The organism is Aliiroseovarius marinus (assembly GCF_050881025.1).
In the GTDB taxonomy this organism is placed as follows: domain Bacteria; phylum Pseudomonadota; class Alphaproteobacteria; order Rhodobacterales; family Rhodobacteraceae; genus Aliiroseovarius; species Aliiroseovarius marinus_A.
This window is the reverse complement of sequence record NZ_JBNNXQ010000003.1, coordinates 636,231-655,343: the sequence shown is the minus strand read 5'-3', so window position 1 is coordinate 655,343 and position 19,113 is coordinate 636,231. Positions and strand designations below refer to the sequence as shown.

17 protein-coding genes are annotated in these 19,113 nt (G+C 61.2%); 10 read left to right on the top strand and 7 right to left on the bottom strand.

Annotated features, from left to right (window positions below; translation table 11 throughout):
- Positions 1–102 precede the first annotated feature (102 nt).
- The 3 genes from bmt to ACRY08_RS12405 all read right to left on the bottom strand — a co-directional run bounded on the left by bmt (position 103) and on the right by ACRY08_RS12405 (position 3,832).
- Entirely contained in the window at positions 103–1,116 is a 1,014-nt protein-coding gene (gene bmt / locus ACRY08_RS12415; protein ID WP_432450241.1) for a betaine--homocysteine S-methyltransferase, read from the bottom strand.
- Between the two features lie 96 nt (positions 1,117–1,212).
- Complete coding sequence (locus ACRY08_RS12410; RefSeq protein WP_432450240.1) at positions 1,213–3,246, bottom strand: phosphatidylglycerol lysyltransferase domain-containing protein; 2,034 nt, start codon at positions 3,244–3,246, stop codon at positions 1,213–1,215.
- Positions 3,247–3,520: 274 nt separating this feature from the next.
- Complete coding sequence (locus tag ACRY08_RS12405; protein WP_432450239.1) at positions 3,521–3,832, bottom strand: DUF1476 domain-containing protein; 312 nt, start codon at positions 3,830–3,832, stop codon at positions 3,521–3,523.
- A 289-nt stretch (positions 3,833–4,121) separates the two neighbouring features.
- On the opposite strand from ACRY08_RS12405, the gene purC reads away from it, so the two are divergent.
- The 7 genes from purC to ACRY08_RS12370 all read left to right on the top strand — a co-directional run bounded on the left by purC (position 4,122) and on the right by ACRY08_RS12370 (position 10,951).
- Positions 4,122–4,886 carry a phosphoribosylaminoimidazolesuccinocarboxamide synthase gene (gene purC, locus ACRY08_RS12400; protein ID WP_432450238.1) on the top strand — a complete coding sequence of 255 codons (765 nt, stop codon included), beginning with the start codon at positions 4,122–4,124 and terminating at the stop codon, positions 4,884–4,886.
- 12 nt (positions 4,887–4,898) lie between these two features.
- Positions 4,899–5,129 (top strand): phosphoribosylformylglycinamidine synthase subunit PurS, encoded by a 231-nt coding sequence (purS, locus tag ACRY08_RS12395; protein WP_432450237.1) that lies wholly within the window; start codon positions 4,899–4,901, stop codon positions 5,127–5,129.
- The gene (gene purQ / locus ACRY08_RS12390; RefSeq protein ID WP_432450236.1) at positions 5,129–5,797 is read left to right on the top strand and encodes a phosphoribosylformylglycinamidine synthase subunit PurQ; all 669 of its coding nucleotides are present in this window, start codon (positions 5,129–5,131) and stop codon (positions 5,795–5,797) included. The genes purS and purQ overlap by 1 nt, the downstream gene beginning before the upstream one ends.
- Positions 5,798–5,832: 35 nt before the next feature.
- Positions 5,833–7,617 (top strand): sensor histidine kinase, encoded by a 1,785-nt coding sequence (locus ACRY08_RS12385; protein WP_432450235.1) that lies wholly within the window; start codon positions 5,833–5,835, stop codon positions 7,615–7,617.
- Between the two features lie 33 nt (positions 7,618–7,650).
- The gene (locus ACRY08_RS12380; RefSeq protein WP_432450234.1) at positions 7,651–8,985 is read left to right on the top strand and encodes a sigma-54-dependent transcriptional regulator; all 1,335 of its coding nucleotides are present in this window, start codon (positions 7,651–7,653) and stop codon (positions 8,983–8,985) included.
- A gap of 77 nt (positions 8,986–9,062) precedes the next feature.
- Positions 9,063–9,842: an HpcH/HpaI aldolase family protein gene (locus ACRY08_RS12375; protein ID WP_432450233.1), complete on the top strand. Its 780-nt coding sequence runs from the start codon at positions 9,063–9,065 to the stop codon at positions 9,840–9,842.
- A gap of 110 nt (positions 9,843–9,952) precedes the next feature.
- A complete protein-coding gene (locus ACRY08_RS12370; protein WP_432450232.1) occupies positions 9,953–10,951 on the top strand; it encodes a tellurium resistance protein in 999 nt (332 codons plus the stop codon).
- Here ACRY08_RS12370 and ACRY08_RS12365 read toward each other — a convergent pair.
- A complete protein-coding gene (locus ACRY08_RS12365; RefSeq protein WP_432450231.1) occupies positions 10,948–11,307 on the bottom strand; it encodes an MmcQ/YjbR family DNA-binding protein in 360 nt (119 codons plus the stop codon). The genes ACRY08_RS12370 and ACRY08_RS12365 overlap by 4 nt on opposite strands.
- A gap of 192 nt (positions 11,308–11,499) precedes the next feature.
- Between ACRY08_RS12365 and cysS the strand changes: the two genes are divergently transcribed.
- From cysS to ACRY08_RS12350, 3 genes are all read left to right on the top strand, one after another.
- The gene (gene cysS / locus ACRY08_RS12360) at positions 11,500–12,909 is read left to right on the top strand and encodes a cysteine--tRNA ligase (protein ID WP_432450230.1); all 1,410 of its coding nucleotides are present in this window, start codon (positions 11,500–11,502) and stop codon (positions 12,907–12,909) included.
- Positions 12,910–13,027: 118 nt separating this feature from the next.
- On the top strand, positions 13,028–14,647 hold the full coding sequence (gene cimA / locus ACRY08_RS12355) for a citramalate synthase (protein WP_432450229.1): 1,620 nt from the start codon (positions 13,028–13,030) through the stop codon (positions 14,645–14,647).
- The gene (locus ACRY08_RS12350) at positions 14,644–15,450 is read left to right on the top strand and encodes a squalene/phytoene synthase family protein (protein WP_432450228.1); all 807 of its coding nucleotides are present in this window, start codon (positions 14,644–14,646) and stop codon (positions 15,448–15,450) included. The genes cimA and ACRY08_RS12350 overlap by 4 nt, the downstream gene beginning before the upstream one ends.
- Here the strand turns inward: ACRY08_RS12350 and ACRY08_RS12345 are convergent.
- The 3 genes from ACRY08_RS12345 to edd all read right to left on the bottom strand — a co-directional run bounded on the left by ACRY08_RS12345 (position 15,427) and on the right by edd (position 18,798).
- Positions 15,427–16,113, bottom strand: a complete 687-nt coding sequence (locus tag ACRY08_RS12345; RefSeq protein ID WP_432450227.1) for a CatB-related O-acetyltransferase — start codon at positions 16,111–16,113, stop codon at positions 15,427–15,429. The two genes, ACRY08_RS12350 and ACRY08_RS12345, sit on opposite strands and share 24 nt — an antisense overlap.
- 227 nt (positions 16,114–16,340) lie before the next feature.
- Positions 16,341–16,982, bottom strand: a complete 642-nt coding sequence (gene eda, locus ACRY08_RS12340; RefSeq protein WP_432450226.1) for a bifunctional 4-hydroxy-2-oxoglutarate aldolase/2-dehydro-3-deoxy-phosphogluconate aldolase — start codon at positions 16,980–16,982, stop codon at positions 16,341–16,343.
- Positions 16,983–16,986: 4 nt separating this feature from the next.
- Positions 16,987–18,798, bottom strand: coding sequence for a phosphogluconate dehydratase (gene edd / locus ACRY08_RS12335; protein WP_432450225.1), 1,812 nt, complete (start codon positions 18,796–18,798; stop codon positions 16,987–16,989).
- Positions 18,799–19,113: the final 315 nt, after the last annotated feature.

Here is a 19,113-nt window from a genome sequence, read left to right as displayed (position 1 = left end):
CCGGCGCGCCGGCGGTGGGCGCCTGCGGGGGGCATGTTTGGCGCCTGGGGGGGGCTGGGGGGCGCCCGCTGCGGGGGCGCCCCCTCGCTATATCGTGGGATTTTATCCGCGGCGGCGGCGGGTGCGGCGCGCGGGCTGGGCGTCGTCTCCGGTGCCATCAGAGGCAGAGGAAAAGCCGCCAAGCGCGGTTGCAATCTGATCCAGTGCCGGGCGGCTGTCACCGCGTGGTCGGGTTTCCAGCGCCTCTTTCATGGCGGCAAGATGCTCAGGCGTGGTGCCGCAGCACCCGCCGATGATTTTTGCGCCACAATCGCGCGCCAGCACCGCATAATCGGCCATCAACTCGGGCGTGCCGTCATAGTGGATATGACCATCCACATATTGCGGGATGCCAGCATTGCCTTTGGCGATGACCGGGCGTTCTGATCCCTGTGCGGCGAACCCCAACACCGTGCGCAGAAGGTCTGCTGCCCCCACGCCGCAATTGGCCCCGAAGGCGATGGGCGGGTTGGGCAGGCCTTCGACCAGCTTGGCCAGATCGGCCGAGGTCACACCCATCATGGTGCGGCCTGCGGTGTCAAAGCTCATCGTGCCGCACCACGGCATGCCGGCCAGTTCGGCGGCGCGGGCGGCGGCTTTATATTCATCCGGGGCCGAAATGGTTTCGACCCAGAGCACATCTGCGCCGCCCTCTTTCAGGCCCTCGGCCTGTTCGTGGAACATCTCGACCGCGCCATCAAAGGTCAGCGATCCCATCGGCTCCATGATCTCGCCCGTGGGGCCAACAGACCCCGCCACGATCACCTTGCGGCCCGAGGCATCGGCGATCTCGCGCCCGAGTTCGGCGCCTGCGCGGTTCAATTCGCGCACGCGGTCTTGTGCGTCATGCAGCTTCAGGCGCGATGCGTTGCCCCCGAAAGTGTTGGTCAGGAAGATGTCCGACCCCGCATCCACCGCCCCTTTGTAAAGCGCGCGAATATTGTCGGGTTTGTCGACATTCCATAACTCCGGTGCGTCGCCCGAAGTCAGGCCCATGTTGAAAAGCGTCGTGCCGGTGGCACCATCCGCCATCAGCCAGTCCCGTTCCTGCATGAGTTTTGTCAGGGCGTCCGTCATGTGGCTCTCCGTTCAAGCGCTGCGTGTTGGCGCGTACCTGCCACGAATTGCGGGTAGGCGCAAATGCAATGCGTTCATGTGAAACGTGAGTGGCGTTCAGCCGCGCGCGCCAAGACGTTGCCAGAAAGGCCGCGAGGCGCGAGGCGCGCCCTGCGAACTGCGCTGCGCTTTGCTGCAAATCTCGCGCGTGACATCCAGCGCGCCGAAGCCCAGAGCGCGACGCGTTGGGGCGGCGGCATAGAGTGTTTCCCAATTGGGCGCGAAGGCGGTTTTAAACTGACGCAACCCGTCTGCGCCGCTGGCACGATCGAGCGTCAGGCGGGCATGGCGAAATGCCCATGGTTCACCGGTTTGCTCCGCCAGCGGGACGGCCGCCAGGGACAGGCGCGGACAGTCGGCCGCTGCCGCGCATGTGATTGCGTGCACCAACAGCGCATGCATGGTGCCATCGGGCGCGTCGGCGCGCATGCGCATCAGGTCGAGCACCTGTTCGTTCTGATTTTCATGCAGCGTCATGAACCCCACCAGGCGTCCTTGGTGATGGGCCAGAATGACGCGTGCGTGGGGCAGACATTCGGGGTGCCACACGCCCATGGAAAAGCCACGCTCGCCGCCACGTTGCTGTTTCCACGCTTCGGCGATCTCGCTCATCTCGTCCAGCGGCAGATCCGCGCCTGCTTCGCTGATGGTGACGCCCATTTTGTCAGCCTGACGCAGTTTGCGGCGCAACTGGCGTTTCGAAGAGCCGTCCAGAGAGAAGTCTGGGGGCGCAATCCACGCTTCGCGCGCGATGGGCAGAACCGACCATCCGACGCGTCTGGCTTCGGCGGCCCAACGCGCGCCGATTTTGTAAAGGAAGGGCGACAGGTAGCTGCGATTTGCCAGCGCTTTCAGGTCATCCAGCATTCTGACGCGGCACTCAACCGGCGCGATTGGGTCCGACAGCACCACAAGACTTTGCCCGGTGGCGGCGCCCATGGCTGCGGGTTGCCCGTTGGCGGTGGTGACCAATGACAGGCGGCCATGTCGCAACAGGCCTGCTTCTGCGCGCGGCGCTTCGGCCACGACTTTGGCCACATGTGCCGGCAATGTCGGCGTGCGGTCCAGTTTGACCAGTTCGGATCGAGAAGGTGTCGAACGGCGCGTGCCGTTTGCCGGTACCTCCCGGCTTCTTGGGCCGCGAATGGTCGCGGCGGCGGCCAAAACGGCGGGCAGGGCATAATAAACCGCGCGGAAGGCAAGGATGGCGGCCATCAATGGCTCTGCGCCGAGGCTGGGGAGAAGCGCAAGCAGCGTCAGTTCAAAGGCGCCCATCCCGCCGGGGGTGCCGCTGATCAGCCCGGCACCAAGGGCAATCAGGTAAGCGGCGATCAGGGGGACGATGCCAATGTCACAGCCTTCGGGCAGCACCATCCACAAAGCGGCCCCGGCCGCGGCGGTGTCGATAAAGGCCAGTAAAAGAAAGGCGCCCATGGCGCGCAGTGGCGGGATATGCAGCTTGGCCAGCGCGGGCGGGCGCAGCACAGAGAGCACCATCAGAAGAGCCGCCCCGGCCAGCACGGCCCAAGCGATCCAGCCGGCCCAGGGCAGGGTCATTGGCACGCTCAAAGCGATGACAGAGGCCACAACCGCCCATGCGGACAAGAACGAGATCGACACGATCACCGATATCCGCATCGCCTGCATCAGGTTGATTTCAGGCAGCATGCGCCATCGAATGAAGGCTGATGAAATCACCCCCATGCCGATGGTTTGTGACAAGGCAATCGCGGTCACGCCCGCGCGCTGTGCATCCCCGGATCGGGTGGGCGAGCCAATCAGCCGGTGCACCACGCGGTCATAGCGCCCAAGCGCCCAGAAAGAGATGGCCGAAAACAGCGCAGCCATGCCCCATTGCAGGGGGCCGACTGTGGCAAGAGAGGCGCGGATATAGGCAAAATCCAGATGGGCGATCTTGTCCCACAACAGCACGACAAGACCAAAAGCCAGCCCTATGGGCAACAGCTGGCGGGCAGCCATGCGTTTGAAATCAATACCGTTCTCGGCCCCCTGCGCCAGCGCGCCGGAGAAGCCACGCGAACGCGTGCCAAAGCCCTTACGGTCAGGTTTTTTGCCCCTGTCTTCCATCATCCGGACCCCCTTCACACGCTCACAATCATCCAACCGCACCCATTTTGAGGGCCGTTTGGACAGCCCCGGTCGGGATCACTATGGAAAAAAGCGCCGAAGAAAGTCTTAACGTCTCCAGTTTTAAGCGTTTTTCGCGCCCTTGGCGCGCGTCTTGGGGTGGTTCGGGTCCCGGCTCGCGGGCACGTGCGAAGCGGTTGATATTGGGTGTGAAAAAGGCGCGTCCAAGCGGGCGCGCCTTAAATCACGTGTTCGCACAGGCGAGACTTGGCGCGGATCAGCCTTCGTTTGCAATCTCTTGCTTGGCTTCAATGACCAGTTCCGCACGTTTGGCGCGCACTTCGTCTGCGGTGACATTGCTCAGATCACCTGTGACCTTGCGCACCACATCCTCATGGCCGGCTTCTTCAAAGTCTGCCACGATAACCTCACGGGCATATGCGTCGGCCTCGTCGCCGGTTTTGCCCATCTTTTCAGCAGCCCAAAGGCCCAGTTTTTTGTTGGCACGGGCATGTGCCTTGAAGATCATCTCTTCATCATGCGCAAATTTGGCTTCAAAGGCGTTTTCGCGGTCGTCAAAGGTGGTCATGCTGTTCCCTTGTCTGTGGTAGGGTCGATTGTCAGGCATCCGGCGCGACAGTGTCGGCACGCTGTCGGCGCGCAGTCGGCACGGGGTTGTCCCCTTTGATATGCCAATCGCGCGGCGATATCGCAACCCCGCTAGCGCTCTCAGATGTGTAAATTGCTGCAAATGCGTAATCCGCGGGTGATATTCTTGCCCCGAAGGGGGGTTTCCCTTATAGGGCGGGCAAGACGGGGGAGTCGCGCGGGCAGGGGCCTGTGATCTGGTCTTTCCCGATGACACGGATGGAGACCGCATGGCACGTGGCAAGAAGCTCTATGAAGGTAAGGCGAAGGTTCTGTATGAAGGCCCCGAACCCGGCACGATCATTCAGTATTTCAAAGACGACGCCACCGCTTTCAACGCCGAGAAGAAAGACGTGATTGACGGCAAGGGCGTGTTGAACAACCGCCTGAGCGAGTTTTTCATGCGGGGGCTGACCCAAATCGGCGTGCCGAACCACTTTCTGAAGCGCCTTAACATGCGTGAACAGCTGGTGCGCGCCGCCGAGATCGTGCCGCTGGAAGTGATCGTGCGCAACTATGCCGCCGGGTCCATGGCCAAACGGCTGGGCATGGAAGAGGGTACGCCGCTGCCACGCCCCATCGTCGAGTTTTCCTACAAGGATGACAGCCTGGGCGACCCGCTGGTGCCCGAGGAATATATCATCGCTTTTGGCTGGGCGAGCCAGCAGGATATGGACGATATCGTCGCCATGGCCCTGCGTGTGAATGACTTCATGTCGGGCACCATGTATGGCGTCGGCATCAAGCTCATTGATTTCAAGATCGAGTTCGGCCGCGTCTATGAAGGTGATTTCCAGCGCCTGATCGTGGCCGATGAAATCAGCCCCGACAGCTGCCGCCTGTGGGACATCGAGACCGGCCAGAAGCTGGATAAAGACGTGTTTCGCCAAGACCTTGGCAGCCTGAACGATGCTTATACCGAGGTGGCGCGCCGCTTGGGCGTTCTGCCTTCGAACGTGACCCACACCCCCACCAAACCGACCCTGATCAACTAAGGATTTGCCCCTATGAAAGTACGTGTTGATGTGATGCTGAAAACCGGCGTTCTGGACCCGCAGGGCGAGGCCGTGCGCCACGCGCTTAGCAATCTTGGCTTTGAAGGCGTCGAGAAAGTGCGTCAGGGCAAGGTGATTGAGCTGGACGTGGCTGAAGGCACCTCGGAAGAGAAGATCAAAGAGATGTGCGAGAAGCTGCTGGCCAACACCGTGATCGAAAACTACGCCATTCAGGTGCTGTGATGAAGGCGGGCGTTATTGTTTTTCCGGGTTCGAACTGCGACCGCGATCTTGCGGTGGCGTTTGAACGGGCGGGTGCGCAGGTCCAGATGATCTGGCACAAGGAAACCGAGCTGCCGGGTGACCTGGATATCGTGGGTGTGCCCGGCGGGTTCTCGTTTGGTGACTATCTGCGCTGCGGCGCCATCGCGGCGCAATCGCCGATCACGCGTTCGCTGATCAAGCACACGGAACGCGGCGGCTATGCGATTGGCATTTGCAACGGCTTTCAGGTGCTCACGGAAACCGGCATTCTGCCCGGTGCCTTGATGCGCAATGCAAACCTTAAGTTCATCTGCAAACCTGTTGGTTTGAAAGTGGAAACCACGGATTGTGACTTCCTGTCGGGCTATGAGGCCGGGCAAGAGATCACCGTGCCGGTGGCCCACCATGACGGCAACTATAACGTGACGGATGAAAAACTTGCCCAGCTGCGCGGCGAGGGCCGGATTGCCTTCACCTATAGCGACAATCCAAACGGTTCGACCGGGGATATCGCGGGCGTGATTTCCAAGAACCGCCGCGTGCTTGGCATGATGCCACACCCGGAACGCTGCGTGGACGAGCTGCATGGTGGCACCGATGGGGTGGCAATGTTCCGCTCGCTGGTGGACAGCGTCGTCGCTGCCTGATTGTCGCCGGGGGCAAGGCACCCTATCTTCATGGTATGGTTGACACAATGACCAGACCCACCAAGCCCCCACGCCCCGGCGTGAGCCTGCGCGCCCGCCTTGTGCTGGCGGCGCTGGTGACGCTTGCGGTTGTGGTCGTCTTCGTGTCGAACCGGCTCTTGACCGAACGCTATACGGAAACCACGCGCAACCGGGCCGAGCTGCGCGTGGCGCTCTATTCGGGCAACCTGCTGAGTGAATTGCAACGTAACGCGGTGGTGCCACTTTTGCTGTCGCGCGACCCGGCGCTGATCAACGCCTTGAATTCAGGCGATTATTCGCAAAGCACCGCGCGGTTGATTTCCTATCTGGAAGAGATCGAAGCCGCCTCGCTTTTGCTTCTGGACAAGGACGGGCGCGCGGTCGCGGCCTCGGCGCGCGAGACACTGGGGTCTATCCATCGCTCGGATGCCTATTACGTGGATGCGCTGCGCTCGTCTGACACGGTGTTCACCACCGTGCGCACCGAAGCGGGCGGGTATGAGTTCACCTATTCGCGGCGCATCGAACAGGCGGGCGAGCTGATTGGCGTGATTGTCGTCGGCGTCGATCTGCGCAAGTTCGAAAACAGCTGGTCTGGCATTTCGGACGCTGTGTTGGTGACGGACAGTGAAGGCAATGTGATCCTCGCCACCGAAGCGCGTTGGCGCGGCAAGCCCGAAGGCGAGGCGCTGGCGACCGTGTCGGCGACCGAAGCGATCCGTCGCAGCGCGCATGAAGCGGCCAACTGGTCAGGGCTGCCGGCCGAGGTATTGTTTCTGGGCGAGGCGGTGATGCGCCACGAAGCGCGGGTGCCATTTCAGGGCTGGCGCATTGCGTCTTTCACCTCTTACGCGTCGGTGCGCGAAAAGGTAAACACGGTATTGTCTTTGGAAATCATGGGCTTTGCCATCGCACTTTCGCTTCTGTTCTACCTGATCAGCCGCCGCGCGCAGTGGCGTTCGGTGGTGTTTGCACAGGAATCAGCCGAGCTGCGACAGCTGAACATGGCGCTTCAACGCGAGATCGGCGAACGCAAACGCGCCGAGGAAAACCTGCAAGTGGCCGAACAGACATTGGCACAAAGCTCCAAGCTGGCGGCCCTTGGTGAAATGTCCGCCGCCGTCAGCCACGAACTGAACCAGCCCCTTGCCGCGATGAAAACCTATCTGGCCGGGGCCAAGCTGTTGTTGCAGCGCAAACGCCCCAATGAAGCCCTGTCCAGCTTTCAGCGCATTGATGACCTGATCGAACGCATGGGGGCGATCACGCGGCAGTTGAAGTCCTATGCGCGCAAGGGCGGTGAGGCGTTTGAACCGATGGATGTGCGCGACAGCGTGTCGTCAGCCCTGTCGATGATGGAGCCACAGCTCAAAAGCCGCGAAGTGCGCATAACGCGCAATATTCCGCGCGATCCCGTCATGGTGATCGGCGATCGCTTGCGGTTGGAGCAGGTTCTGATCAATCTCTTGCGCAATGCGCTGGACGCGACCAAATCCGTGGAGCAGCCGCAGGTGGATATCATCGTAAGCCAGGGCGACTATGCGCTGATCACGGTGCGTGACAATGGCGATGGCGTGGATGACCTCGATAACCTGTTCGAGCCCTTCTACACCACCAAGGCGCCCGGCGATGGGGTCGGGCTTGGGCTGGCAATTTCGTCGGGCATTGTCACGGATCTGGGAGGGCGTCTGAGGGCGCGCAATGGGCAGGATGGCGGCGCCGTGTTCGAGGTCGAGCTGCCGGTTTTGAAAGATGAAGGCCGTAAAGGCGGCTCCGCCTCTGCGGATGCGGCGGAATAAAGCAAAAGACGCGTAAAGCGAGGAGAGAGCCAGATGGCACAGGCAATGAAAATCGCGATCGTCGATGACGAACAGGACATGCGGCAGTCAATCTCGCAATGGCTGTCATTGTCGGGGTTCGAAACCGAGACCTTTCCGTCGGCCGAAGAGGCTTTGAAGGTGATCGGGTCTGACTATCCGGGCATCGTGATCTCGGATATCCGCATGCCGGGTATGGACGGGATGGGGTTTCTGAAAAAGCTGATGAGCCTTGATAGCAGCCTGCCCGTGATCATGATCACCGGGCATGGGGATGTGCCCATGGCGGTTGAAGCAATGCGGGTCGGGGCCTTTGATTTCCTTGAAAAACCGTTCAATCCCGACGCTTTGACCAAACATGCCAAGACGGCCACCCATAAGCGCCGCCTGGCGATGGATGCGCGTGCGCTGCGGCGCGAGCTGGGCGATGGGTCGACCATCATGAAAAAGCTGATCGGAGCCTCCCCGGTCATGTCGCGTCTGCGCGAGGACATTCTGGATATCGGCCAGTCTGATGGTCATGTGCTGATTGAAGGCGAAACCGGCACCGGCAAGACCTTGGTGGCGCATGCGTTGCACGCGGTGGGGGCCAAGGCGGGCAAACGCTTTGTGGTGACCTCTTGCGCGGGGGCTGATGATGACGAGCTGGCGCGGCGCTTGTTTGGGCCGCTGGAAGAGGGCGGGGCACAGCCTTTGGTCGAAGAGGCGCGCGGGGGCACTTTGGTGCTCGAAGATATCGAGGCAATGCCCATGGGGCTGCAGGCGCGGCTTTTGACATGGATGAACGATCAGGGCACGCCCGCGGAAACCCGCGTGGTGGCGATTTGCAACCTGCAGGAACAAGGCAAGACCTGCGAGGATTGCCTGCGCCCGGACCTGTTTTACCGTCTGGCGGCGATGAAGATTACCCTGCCACCCCTGCGTCAGCGGGGCGAGGATATCTTGATGCTCTTCACCGGCTTTGCCGATCAGTTCGCCGAGGAATATGGCTGTGCCGCCCCCGGTGTCAGCGCGCAGGAAGCCGCGCAGCTATTGCAGGCCCCTTGGCCGGGCAACATTCGTCAGCTGATCAACATTGCCGAACGCGCCGTGCTGCAATCGCGGCGCGGCACGGGCACGATCTCGTCGCTGTTGATGAATGATCACGAAGAGGTGCAGCCGGTGATGACCACCGAGGGCAAGCCTTTGAAGGAATACGTCGAAGCCTTCGAGCGGATGTTGATCGACAACACTATGCGCCGCCACAAAGGCTCGATCGTGGGGGTGATGGATGAGCTGTGCCTGCCGCGCCGGACCCTGAACGAGAAGATGGCCAAATACGGCTTGCAGCGCTCTGATTATCTGGGCTGAGGCATCAGGCCGCTTGCCTGTGAAACGGCGTGGCTGCTATAGGTGATACTTGCGATGTTAAGCAATTGGAGGCCATCATGCCCGCACCGATAAACAGGCTCAAGCATGCACTTGGGGCAGGCGAGATGCAGATTGGGCTGTGGCTCAATCTGGGTGACGTCACCACAACTGAAATCGCAGGGGCGGCGGGCTATGACTGGTGCCTGATTGACGGCGAACATGCGCCTTATGATCCAGTGACCATCCAAAACCAGCTGCGCGCGCTTGATGCCGCTGGCGGCGCGGCCATCGTGCGCGTACCCGTGGGCGAGGATTGGGTGATCAAACAAGTGCTCGATCTGGGCGCACAAAGCCTCTTGGTGCCCATGGTGGACACGGTCGAACAAGCGGCATCCGTCGTGGCGGCAACCCGCTATGCACCCGAGGGCAAGCGTGGCATGGGGGCGGCTGTGGCGCGTGCGTCGGGTTATGGCCGAATTGCGGATTATGCCAGCAATATCAACGATGAAATCTGTGTGATTGTGCAGGCGGAAACCCGTCTGGCGATGCAAAATCTGGACGAAATTGCCGCCGTGGAGGGTGTGGATTGCGTGTTCATCGGCCCGGCGGATCTGTCTGCGGATATGGGCCATCGCGGCAATCCCGGCCATCCTGACGTGAAAGCGGCCATTGCCGATGGCGTTGCACGTATCCGGGCCGCAGGCAAGGCTGCGGGCATCCTGCATTATGACGCCGGAAACTTTGGATATTACCGCGATTTGGGCGTGAAGTTTCTGGGCGTGGGGTCCGAGGCCTCGCTGTTTCGCGCCGCCATTCATGCCAATCTTGACGCGGCGCGGGACGCTGTCAAAGACTGATCTGTCTTTGATCTGACGTGCAGTTGATCATGCGACAATCCGGCCATGCGCTTGGGGTTTCCCCAATCGACAACCCAAGCTAAGGGTGGGGCAGAGATAAGGATCACCCCATGGCCAAAGCCCCGTATTTTCCGCCCCCACCGCCCATTCCGCCCAAAACGCGGCTGTTTCAGCGCACGCCCCCTGCGGTATTCCCGCCGATACTGGGGTTGTTTGGCTTGGGGCTGGGCTGGCGGCGTGCGTCGGATATTTTCGGGGTCACGCCCGCTTTTGCCGATGCCATTCTGGGTGCTGTTACCTTGGTTTATCTTTTCTGTGTATTGGCTTACGTGGCAAAGCTGATCCAGAGACCGGCCACGTTTTTTGAAGACCTGAAGGTGCTTCCGGGGCGCGCCGGGCTGATTGCGATGATGCTGTCGGGCTATCTTCTGGCCGCGACGCTTGTGCCCTTTTCCCCCCAGCTTGCCACGGCGGTTTTGATCATTGCCTTTGCAGGCCACATGCTGGTGTCAGGCCGGGTTCTTTGGATGCTGATCACCGGCCCGAAAGAGGCCCGATCCGTCACGCCCGTCTGGCATCTGCTTTTCGTGGGCACCATTCTTAGCCCGCTGGCCAGTCTTCCGCTGGGATATAATCAGGCCGCGCTGATGGCGTTCTGGGTCAGCCTTCCCATCGCGCTGATTATCTATGGCGCAAGCCTTGCCCAGTTCCTGCGTGCGAGCGTGCCGGCCCCTCTGCGCCCGCTTCTGGCCATCCATCTGGCCCCGGCCAGCGTGATCGGCACCGTCGCCTTCCTGATCGGAGAGCCGCTTCTGGGCATCCTCTTGGGTCTCTTTGCCGTGGGGATTGCGAGCCTGTTGATCCTGCGCATCCGTTGGGTGACCGAGGCCGGGTTCAGCCCGCTTTGGGGTGCCTTCACCTTTCCGCTGGCTGCCTTCGCCACCCTGCTTTTGATGCTGAACCTCGTGGTGGGCGCAGGCCCCATGCGCATTCTGGCCGGGCTGACGCTGGTCGCCGCTACGCTGATCATTCCGCCCATCGCCTATAAGGTGCTGCAGATGTGGGCCAAAGGGGTGCTGGCGGTGAAAACCAACGCCGCTCAGGCTTAGTCGTTAGCCTGCGTGTCAAACGCGGGCAGGGCGGCTTGCGCCTTTTTGGTCAGGCTGCCCCGCACCAGCGTGTAGGAGCGGTGAATGCGATGCGTCAGCTCGTCTTCGCCCGCCTCAAAGGGCAGGTTCACCCATGAGCGGTGGAAGTAAGGCGCTTTCACGCCCACGCCCGCCTCGATCAGCATCGCGGCGGTCTCGATATCCGGGGTTTTAACCGAAATGCCCGGTGTCTTCGCCCCAATAGCTGCAAAAATCTTGCCGCCAATTTTCCACACATCATGGCCGGGGCCAAAAGGCTCGGACCACTCCGCACCGGGAAGCGCGTTACAAATTGTCTTCACTTGATCACGTGTCATGGGATCACGCTAACAGGCTTGGCAGAGCTGGGGAAGCCTGCTAGCCTGCGCGTCATGAAACGGAAAAGCATCATCATTATTTGCTGCATTATCCACTGACATCGTCAGGCGGGCCGTTCTTCTATTCCATACATGTCAGGAACTTGGTAAGCCCGCCGCGGAGCTACGTGTGCGCAGACTTGCGAGGACAAGATGACGGATATCAAACTTTACAACACGATGGCGCGGGCGAAGCAGGACTTCACCCCGATCGACCCCAAGAACGTGCGCATGTATGTCTGTGGGCCGACCGTCTATGACCGCGCCCATCTGGGCAACGCACGGCCCGTTGTTGTGTTTGATGTGCTCTATCGGCTGCTGCGCCATGTTTACGGCGCGGATCACGTGACATACGTGCGCAATTTCACCGACGTGGATGACAAAATTAATGCCACGGCGTCGAAACGTAAGGAGGCAGGTGCTGCGGGCACGCTGGAAGAGCTGGTGCATGAACGCTCAAACGAAACCATCGACTGGTATCTGAATGACATGCGCGCGTTGGGGGCGATGGACCCCGACCAGATGCCGCGCGCGACCGAGTTTATCGGGCCGATGATCGACATGATCGAGGATCTGATCGCCAAGGGGCATGCCTACCCGGACGGGGCAGGGCATGTGCTGTTTTCCGTGAAAAGTTATGAGGACTACGGGCAGCTGTCGGGCCGGTCCGTCGATGACATGATTGCCGGCGCACGGGTCGAGGTGGCCGACAACAAACGCGACCCGATGGATTTCGTGCTGTGGAAACCCTCCACCGATGATCTGCCCGGTTGGGACAGCCCCTGGGGGCGTGGTCGCCCCGGCTGGCACATCGAGTGCTCTGCCATGAGCCACGACCTCTTAGGCGCGTCCTTTGACATTCACGGTGGCGGCAACGACCTGCAATTCCCGCATCATGAGAACGAGATCGCCCAGTCGAAATGCAGCCATCCCGACGCAGGCTTCGCAAACTTTTGGCTGCACAACGAAATGCTGCAGGTCGAAGGCAAGAAGATGTCCAAGTCGCTGGGCAATTTCTTCACCGTGCATGATCTGCTGGAGCAGGGCGTGCCGGGCGAGGTGATCCGCTTTGTCTTCTTGGGCACGCATTATCGCAAGCCGATGGATTGGACCGAGAAGAAGCGGGCCGAGGCGGAGGCGACCTTGCGCAAGTGGCGTGGTCTGACCGCAGGCATCGAGCCTGCGCCCAGCCCGTCGCCCGCGGTTGTGGCGGCCGTGGCCGATGACCTCAATACGGCCGGTGGGCTGGCCGAGTTGCACAAGCTGGCCTCGGCGGGCGATGCGGCCAGTTTGCTGGCATCGGCACAGATGCTGGGATTGCTGACGGATGATCTTGGTGAATGGGCGTCCGCGCCATCGGTTGATCTATCCGAGTTCGAGGCAAAGCTTCTTAAGGTTCGGCTTGTCGCAATGGAGGCTAAAGACTTCTCCAAAGTGGATGAACTTGTCCAAAAACTTATGTCCGCGGGTGTTGAGGTTCAAATGTTTAAATCTGCCGAAGGTCCGGCGGTTAAGTTGATCCCAAGCTTGAATTTTGATCCCTCAAAACTGGAGGATCTCTGATGCGGTTATTCACCAAGGACAGCGCGCGAGCCTGGGTGGGTGCGAAGCGCCCTCCCGTGGGGAGGGTCGGGCGCTGTCCGGCCTCTCGGCCGGACAGGACCTATCGAGGGAATGTAGTATGACCGAACGCCTTTACCTCTACGACACCACCCTTCGTGACGGCCAGCAGACCCAAGGGGTCCAATTCTCGCTCACAGAAAAACAGCAGATCGCCGAGGCGCTGGACGCGCTTGGTGTGGACTACATCGAAGGCGGCTGGCCCGGCGCGAACCCCACGGACAGCGACTTTTTCGACGCCGCGCCCAAGACGCGCGCGACCTTCACCGCTTTTGGCATGACCAAGCGGGCAGGCTACTCGGCCGAGAATGACGACGTGCTGGCGGGTGTGATGAACGCGGGCACATCTGCGGTGTGTCTGGTGGGCAAATCTCATGATTTCCACGTCACCACCGCGCTGGGGATCACGCTGGATGAAAACGTCGAAAACATCCGTGCAACAATGGCTTACATGATCAAAGAAGGGCGCGAGGCGCTTTACGATGCCGAGCATTTCTTTGATGGCTATAAGGCAAATCCCAGCTATGCCATCGACTGCTTGATGGCCGCCTATGAAGCCGGGGCGCGCTGGATTGTGCTCTGTGACACCAATGGCGGCACGCTGCCCCATGAGGTGCACGAGATCACAAAAGCCGTCATCAAAGCGGGCATTCCGGGCGACCATCTGGGCATCCACACCCATGATGACACAGGCAATGCGGTCGCCTGTTCCCTGGCCGCGATTGAGGCCGGTGCGCGTCAGGTGCAGGGCACGCTGAACGGTCTGGGCGAGCGTTGCGGCAATGCCAACCTCACAACCCTGATCCCGACGCTTTTGCTGAAAGAGCCCTATGCCAGCCAGTTCGAAACCGGCGTCAGCCGCGCGGCTTTGGCCGGTCTGACCCGTCTGTCGCGTCAACTGGATGACATCCTGAACCGCGTGCCCAACAAATCCGCGCCTTTCGTGGGCGCATCAGCCTTTGCGCATAAGGCGGGGCTGCATGCCAGCGCCATTTTGAAAGACCCGACCACATACGAACATATCCCGCCCGAAACCGTGGGCAATACGCGCATCGTGCCCATGTCCAATCAGGCCGGGCAATCGAACCTGCGCGCGCGCCTGTCTGGTGCCGGGATCGAGGTTGAAAAGGGCGATCCGCGTCTTGGCGACATCCTGAACCGCGTGAAAGAGCGCGAGGATCAGGGTTATGCCTATGACGGGGCGCAGGCCAGTTTCGAGCTGGTCGCGCGCGACGTGCTGGGCCAGCTGCCCGAGTTTTTCGAGGTGAAACGTTATAAGGTCACGGTCGAGCGGCGCAAGAACAAGCGCAACCAGATGATCAGCCTGTCCGAGGCCATCGTGGTGGTGAAAATCGGTGATGACAAGAAACTGTCGGTCTCGGAAAGCATGGATGCATCCGGCACCGATCGCGGCCCGGTGAACGCGCTGGCCAAGGCGCTGGCCAAGGATCTGGGGCCGTATCAGTCGATCATTGAAGACATGCAACTTGTTGATTTCAAAGTGCGTATCACGCAAGGCGGGACCGAAGCCCAGACCCGCGTGATCATCGACAGCGAAGATGGGGCGGGGCATCGTTGGTCCACCGTTGGGGTCAGCCCCAACATCGTGGATGCCTCGTTCGAGGCGCTGTTGGATGCGATCACATGGAAGCTTCTGCGCGACGGGGCCACCCCGGCATGACCGAGGCCGCCAACACGCCGTATGACCCCATTGCCGCCTGCGCCGAGCAAGTGGCAAAAGGCGATCCTGACCGCTTCATGGCCACCATGACCGGCAGTATTGAGGATCGCAAACGGCTGTTTCCGCTCTACGCCTTCAATCTGGAAATCGCCCGCGCCCCTTACATGTCACAAGAACCGATGGTGGCGATGATCCGGCTGCAGTTCTGGCGCGATGTGATCGAGGCGGCGGTGGATGGCACCGAGGCGCCGCGCCATGATGTGGCGACGCCGCTGTCGCAGCTGCTGATCTGGGGCGACATGCGGTCAGCCCCGTTGCTTAGGATGATTGATGCGCGTGAAGGAGATGTGCAGGGGGCGCCTGCCACGACGCATGAGGCGATCCTGTCTTATCTGCGCGAAACCACGGGGGCGTTGGTGCTGGCGGCTTGTCAGCTGTGCGGCGGGGCTGATTTTTCCGGTGATTTCGAACAGGATCAGGCCTTTGAGGATGTTGGCGTGGCGCAGGGTCTGGCGAATTGGCTGATGGCGCAGCCGGCCTTGCAACAAGCGGGGCGCGGCCATGTGGTGCCCGAGGCCGATGTGATCGAAGCCCTCTGCGCGGACGGGTTGGCGCGATTGGAAAGTGCGCATGCGCGGATCGGGGGACGGGGCAATGCGGCCCTGCGCGCCGCGTGGCGCAGCAAGTCGCTGCTTTCAGAGGCGCGCAAACATCCCGCTCGCGTCCAGACCGGTGAGCTGGGCGAGGCCGAAATCCTCAGGCGGGGCCGTTTGCTTGGGCTAAGCCTGTTTGGGCGCTGGTAGCGGCTGGGCGCGCTGCTCGGCCAGAAGTTCCTCGATGGAATAGCGCTCTTCAGGGATGCGGCGGGGGGCGTCAAGCGCCTCGAGCTGGGGCAGGCACTCGACGGGATCATGCATGGGCAGCTGGTTCAAAATCTGGATATCGATCTCCCACCATTTGATCGCCAGAAACCGCGCGATTGTATCCGCGTCAAACCTGTAGCGAATATGTTTGCAGGGGTTTCCACCAACGATTTCATAGGGTTCAACGTCACGTGTGACCACCGCATTGGCCGCAAGCACCGCGCCATCGCCGATTGTGATCCCATCGCGCAGGGTCACGTCGTCCCCGATCCACACATCATGCCCAATGTGCACAGGCGCCGGGGTTTCCTGAAACGCAGGGCCGAGATGTTCGGTGGTGGTGCCGGTGAGTTTGCGAAACCGCTTGGGCTTGTAGAAAACCGGGTTGGTGGACATATGGTCCAGCGGATGGTGGTGACCAAAAACGCTGACATTCTTGCCGATGGAACAATAGCGGCCAATACGCTCACAGGGGGCAAAAACGCTGTGGCTGTAACTATAGGCGCCAAGCGGCATGGTCTGGCCATAGGGAAACTGAACGCGGTATTCAAACCGGCAACCATGATCGATGAAACTGTCCCCCGGCGCGGGTTTCGGAAACATCGTGATCCGCTTTTGACTGAGCGCTGTGCGCAGCACCCTGTTGAACCTTAACCGTCTGGCCAAACTGCCCACCCATTCAAGTGTTTTGGTCGACCCTAGAGCGGGAGGCCGTGGCAAACAAGCGAATGGTTAACGCAGGCGAACTTCATCCTGTGCGAACAGGGTTGTTGCAGTGATCTTCCGCTCCAGATTGCTTGCTTGCGTCAACGAGGGGGCCGCGATGTCCGTCAGCGTGGCAGGCTGGCTGCCTCAGCTGCCAGTTTGCGGATGCCGTCCCAATCGCCAGCTTCGACAAGGCCCCCCGGCGCCACCCATGATCCGCCCACGCACAGGACATTGGGCAGGCCAAGATAGTCCGTTGCATTGGTCAGGCTGACGCCACCAGTGGGGCAGAAGCGGATTTGGGGCAGGGGAGAGGACAGGGATTTCAGGAAGGGCGCGCCGCCTGCGGCTTCGGCAGGAAAAAACTTTTGCACCGAATAGCCGCGCTCCAACAGGCGCATGCTTTCGCTGGCGGAGGTTGCGCCGGGAAGAAGTGGCAGATCGTTGGCCTCGCAAGCGTCCAAAAGCCGGTCCGTCGCACCGGGCGAGACGCCAAAAGTGGCCCCGGCTTTCTTGGCGTTTTCAACGTCTTGAGGGGTCAAAAGCGTGCCTGCACCCACTTGTCCACCGGGGATTTTTGCCATTTCCGCGATGACCTCAAGGGCCACGGGCGTGCGCAAGGTCACCTCAAGCGCGGGCAGGCCACCCGCCACCAGCGACTGTGCCAGCGGGGCGGCATGGTCGATGTTTTTGACCACCAGAACCGGGACCACCGGGGCCAGGGTGCAGATGCGTTCGGCGGCGGTGCTTGCCTCATTGGGGGTCATGTTCTCACTCCGTCATGATCGAGGATGCGCCGCTGGTGGCAGGCGAGGCTGCGCGGCGGAAGGTTTCAAAAAGCTCGCGGCCCAGCCCATCGCGGTTGGGCGAAAGGTCCACCTGCGCCACGGGACCGGACAGGGCGTCATCGCCCAGAACCTGCAACGTGCCGGCGCGGGCATCGAGCCGCACCATCTCGCCATCGCGAATGCGGGCAATCGGGCCGCCATCTGCGGCTTCGGGGGCGACATGGATCGCGGCGGGCACTTTGCCGGAGGCGCCCGACATGCGCCCATCGGTGACCAGCGCCACCTTCTGGCCACGCGACTGCAAGACCGACAGAACCGGGGTCAGCCCGTGCAGCTCTGGCATGCCATTGGCGCGGGGGCCCTGAAAACGCACGACGAAGACGATATCTCCGGTCAGTTCACCTGCTTTGAAGGCGGCTTTCACGCTGTCTTGATCATGGAACACGCGGGCCGGCGCCTCGATCAGCTGGTTGTCTTCGGCCACGGCCGAGATCTTGATCACGCCCTGTCCCAGATTGCCTGACAGCTGCTGCAATCCGCCGGTTTTCTGGAACGGGTCCGAGGCCGGGCGCAGGATTTTGTCGTTCAGGCTGTCGCGCGGTGCGGGCTCCCAGCGGACGCGGTCTCCGTCCAGTTTGGGGTCGGCGGCATAGGCCGTCAGGTCGCCCGCGATGGTGGTGGCGTCGGCGTGCAACAGGCCTTCGTCCAAGAGGTTGCCGATCATATAGCCAAGGCCGCCTGCTGCGTGGAAATGGTTCACATCTGCCAGCCCGTTGGGATAGACGCGTGCCATCAAGGGCACGATGGCGGATATTTCGGCGAAATCCTCCAGTGTCAGGATAATCCCGGCAGCGCGGGCCATGGCGGGCAGGTGCAGGACCAGATTGGTTGATCCGCCGGTGGCCATCAGCCCGACCAGCCCGTTCACAAACGCCTTTTCACTAAGCACGTGAGCCGCAGGAGTGAAGCCTGCCTCGCCCTGGGGCGCGATGGCCAAGGCGCGGCGGGTGCCTTCGGCGGTCAGCGCCGTGCGCAGATCCCCTTCGGGTGGCACGAAAGAGGCGCCGGGCAGGTGCAGCCCCATGAACTCCATCAGCATCTGGTTGGTGTTGGCGGTGCCATAAAACGTACAGGTGCCGGGCCCATGATAAGCCGCCATTTCCGAGGCCATGAGCTCTTCGCGTGTGGCGTCGCCGGTGGCAAAGCGTTTGCGTGTCTCGGCCTTTTCGTCGTTGGAAATGCCCGAGGCCATGGGCCCCGCGGGCAGAAACACTGCCGGGATATGCCCGAAACTGGCCGCGGCAATCACAAGGCCCGGCACGATCTTGTCGCAGACGCCCAGATAAAGCGCTGCATCAAAGGTGTTGTGGCTGAGCGCAACCGCGGCCGCCATGGCGATCACGTCGCGCGAAAACAGGCTCATTTCCATGCCGATCTCGCCCTGAGTGACGCCGTCACACATGGCGGGCACACCGCCTGCCACCTGTGCCGTGGCCCCCATATCGCGCGCCACGCGTTTGATCAGCTCGGGATAGGTGGCGAAAGGGGCATGGGCCGACAGCATGTCATTATAGGCGGTGACGATGCCCAGATTGGGCGCGCGCCCCTTGGCCAGCCGGTCCTGATCCGGTCCCGCGCCCGCATAGGCATGGGCCTGACCGGAACAGCTCAGATGCGCGCGGCGTGGGCCGTCATCGGCAGCGCGTGCGATCTTGTCCAGATAGGCATCGCGGTGCGGTTTTGATCGCGCAGCAATGCGGGCGGTGATGTCTTCGATCCGGCTGTCGGTTGTCATATCTGGCTTTCCCCCGATGGCGTGTCAGCTTTCATACTGCGCCAGTTGAGAGGCAGATAACAGGAAATGATAGCGCTAACAACCATATTTTGGCATTTGTCTGCTTAAAGCGTTTCGAGATTAACTTGAGACACAAGTTGATTTCGAAACGCCCACGACATTGGTAGGTTCCGCGCGTTTCGTCTCATTGTTGTGCCTCAACAATAAGTCGAAACGCCTCAGGTGATCACGTCGGGTGCGGCTAGGGATGGGCAGGGGCATCCATTTGCAAAAACGGCCTGTTGAGGTTGCAGAATGCGAAAAAGCCGCGTTGAT

What these genes read in the sequence shown, in the direction of transcription:
- bmt (WP_432450241.1), bottom strand. Translation starts at nt 1,116, where the DNA reads ATGACGGACGCCCTGACAAAACTCATGCAGGAACGGGACTGGCTGATG.
- ACRY08_RS12410 (WP_432450240.1), bottom strand. Translation starts at nt 3,246, where the DNA reads ATGATGGAAGACAGGGGCAAAAAACCTGACCGTAAGGGCTTTGGCACG.
- ACRY08_RS12405 (WP_432450239.1), bottom strand. Translation starts at nt 3,832, where the DNA reads ATGACCACCTTTGACGACCGCGAAAACGCCTTTGAAGCCAAATTTGCG.
- purC (WP_432450238.1), top strand. Translation starts at nt 4,122, where the DNA reads ATGGCACGTGGCAAGAAGCTCTATGAAGGTAAGGCGAAGGTTCTGTAT.
- purS (WP_432450237.1), top strand. Translation starts at nt 4,899, where the DNA reads ATGAAAGTACGTGTTGATGTGATGCTGAAAACCGGCGTTCTGGACCCG.
- purQ (WP_432450236.1), top strand. Translation starts at nt 5,129, where the DNA reads ATGAAGGCGGGCGTTATTGTTTTTCCGGGTTCGAACTGCGACCGCGAT.
- ACRY08_RS12385 (WP_432450235.1), top strand. Translation starts at nt 5,833, where the DNA reads ATGGTTGACACAATGACCAGACCCACCAAGCCCCCACGCCCCGGCGTG.
- ACRY08_RS12380 (WP_432450234.1), top strand. Translation starts at nt 7,651, where the DNA reads ATGGCACAGGCAATGAAAATCGCGATCGTCGATGACGAACAGGACATG.
- ACRY08_RS12375 (WP_432450233.1), top strand. Translation starts at nt 9,063, where the DNA reads ATGCCCGCACCGATAAACAGGCTCAAGCATGCACTTGGGGCAGGCGAG.
- ACRY08_RS12370 (WP_432450232.1), top strand. Translation starts at nt 9,953, where the DNA reads ATGGCCAAAGCCCCGTATTTTCCGCCCCCACCGCCCATTCCGCCCAAA.
- ACRY08_RS12365 (WP_432450231.1), bottom strand. Translation starts at nt 11,307, where the DNA reads ATGACACGTGATCAAGTGAAGACAATTTGTAACGCGCTTCCCGGTGCG.
- cysS (WP_432450230.1), top strand. Translation starts at nt 11,500, where the DNA reads ATGACGGATATCAAACTTTACAACACGATGGCGCGGGCGAAGCAGGAC.
- cimA (WP_432450229.1), top strand. Translation starts at nt 13,028, where the DNA reads ATGACCGAACGCCTTTACCTCTACGACACCACCCTTCGTGACGGCCAG.
- ACRY08_RS12350 (WP_432450228.1), top strand. Translation starts at nt 14,644, where the DNA reads ATGACCGAGGCCGCCAACACGCCGTATGACCCCATTGCCGCCTGCGCC.
- ACRY08_RS12345 (WP_432450227.1), bottom strand. Translation starts at nt 16,113, where the DNA reads ATGTTTCCGAAACCCGCGCCGGGGGACAGTTTCATCGATCATGGTTGC.
- eda (WP_432450226.1), bottom strand. Translation starts at nt 16,982, where the DNA reads ATGACCCCCAATGAGGCAAGCACCGCCGCCGAACGCATCTGCACCCTG.
- edd (WP_432450225.1), bottom strand. Translation starts at nt 18,798, where the DNA reads ATGACAACCGACAGCCGGATCGAAGACATCACCGCCCGCATTGCTGCG.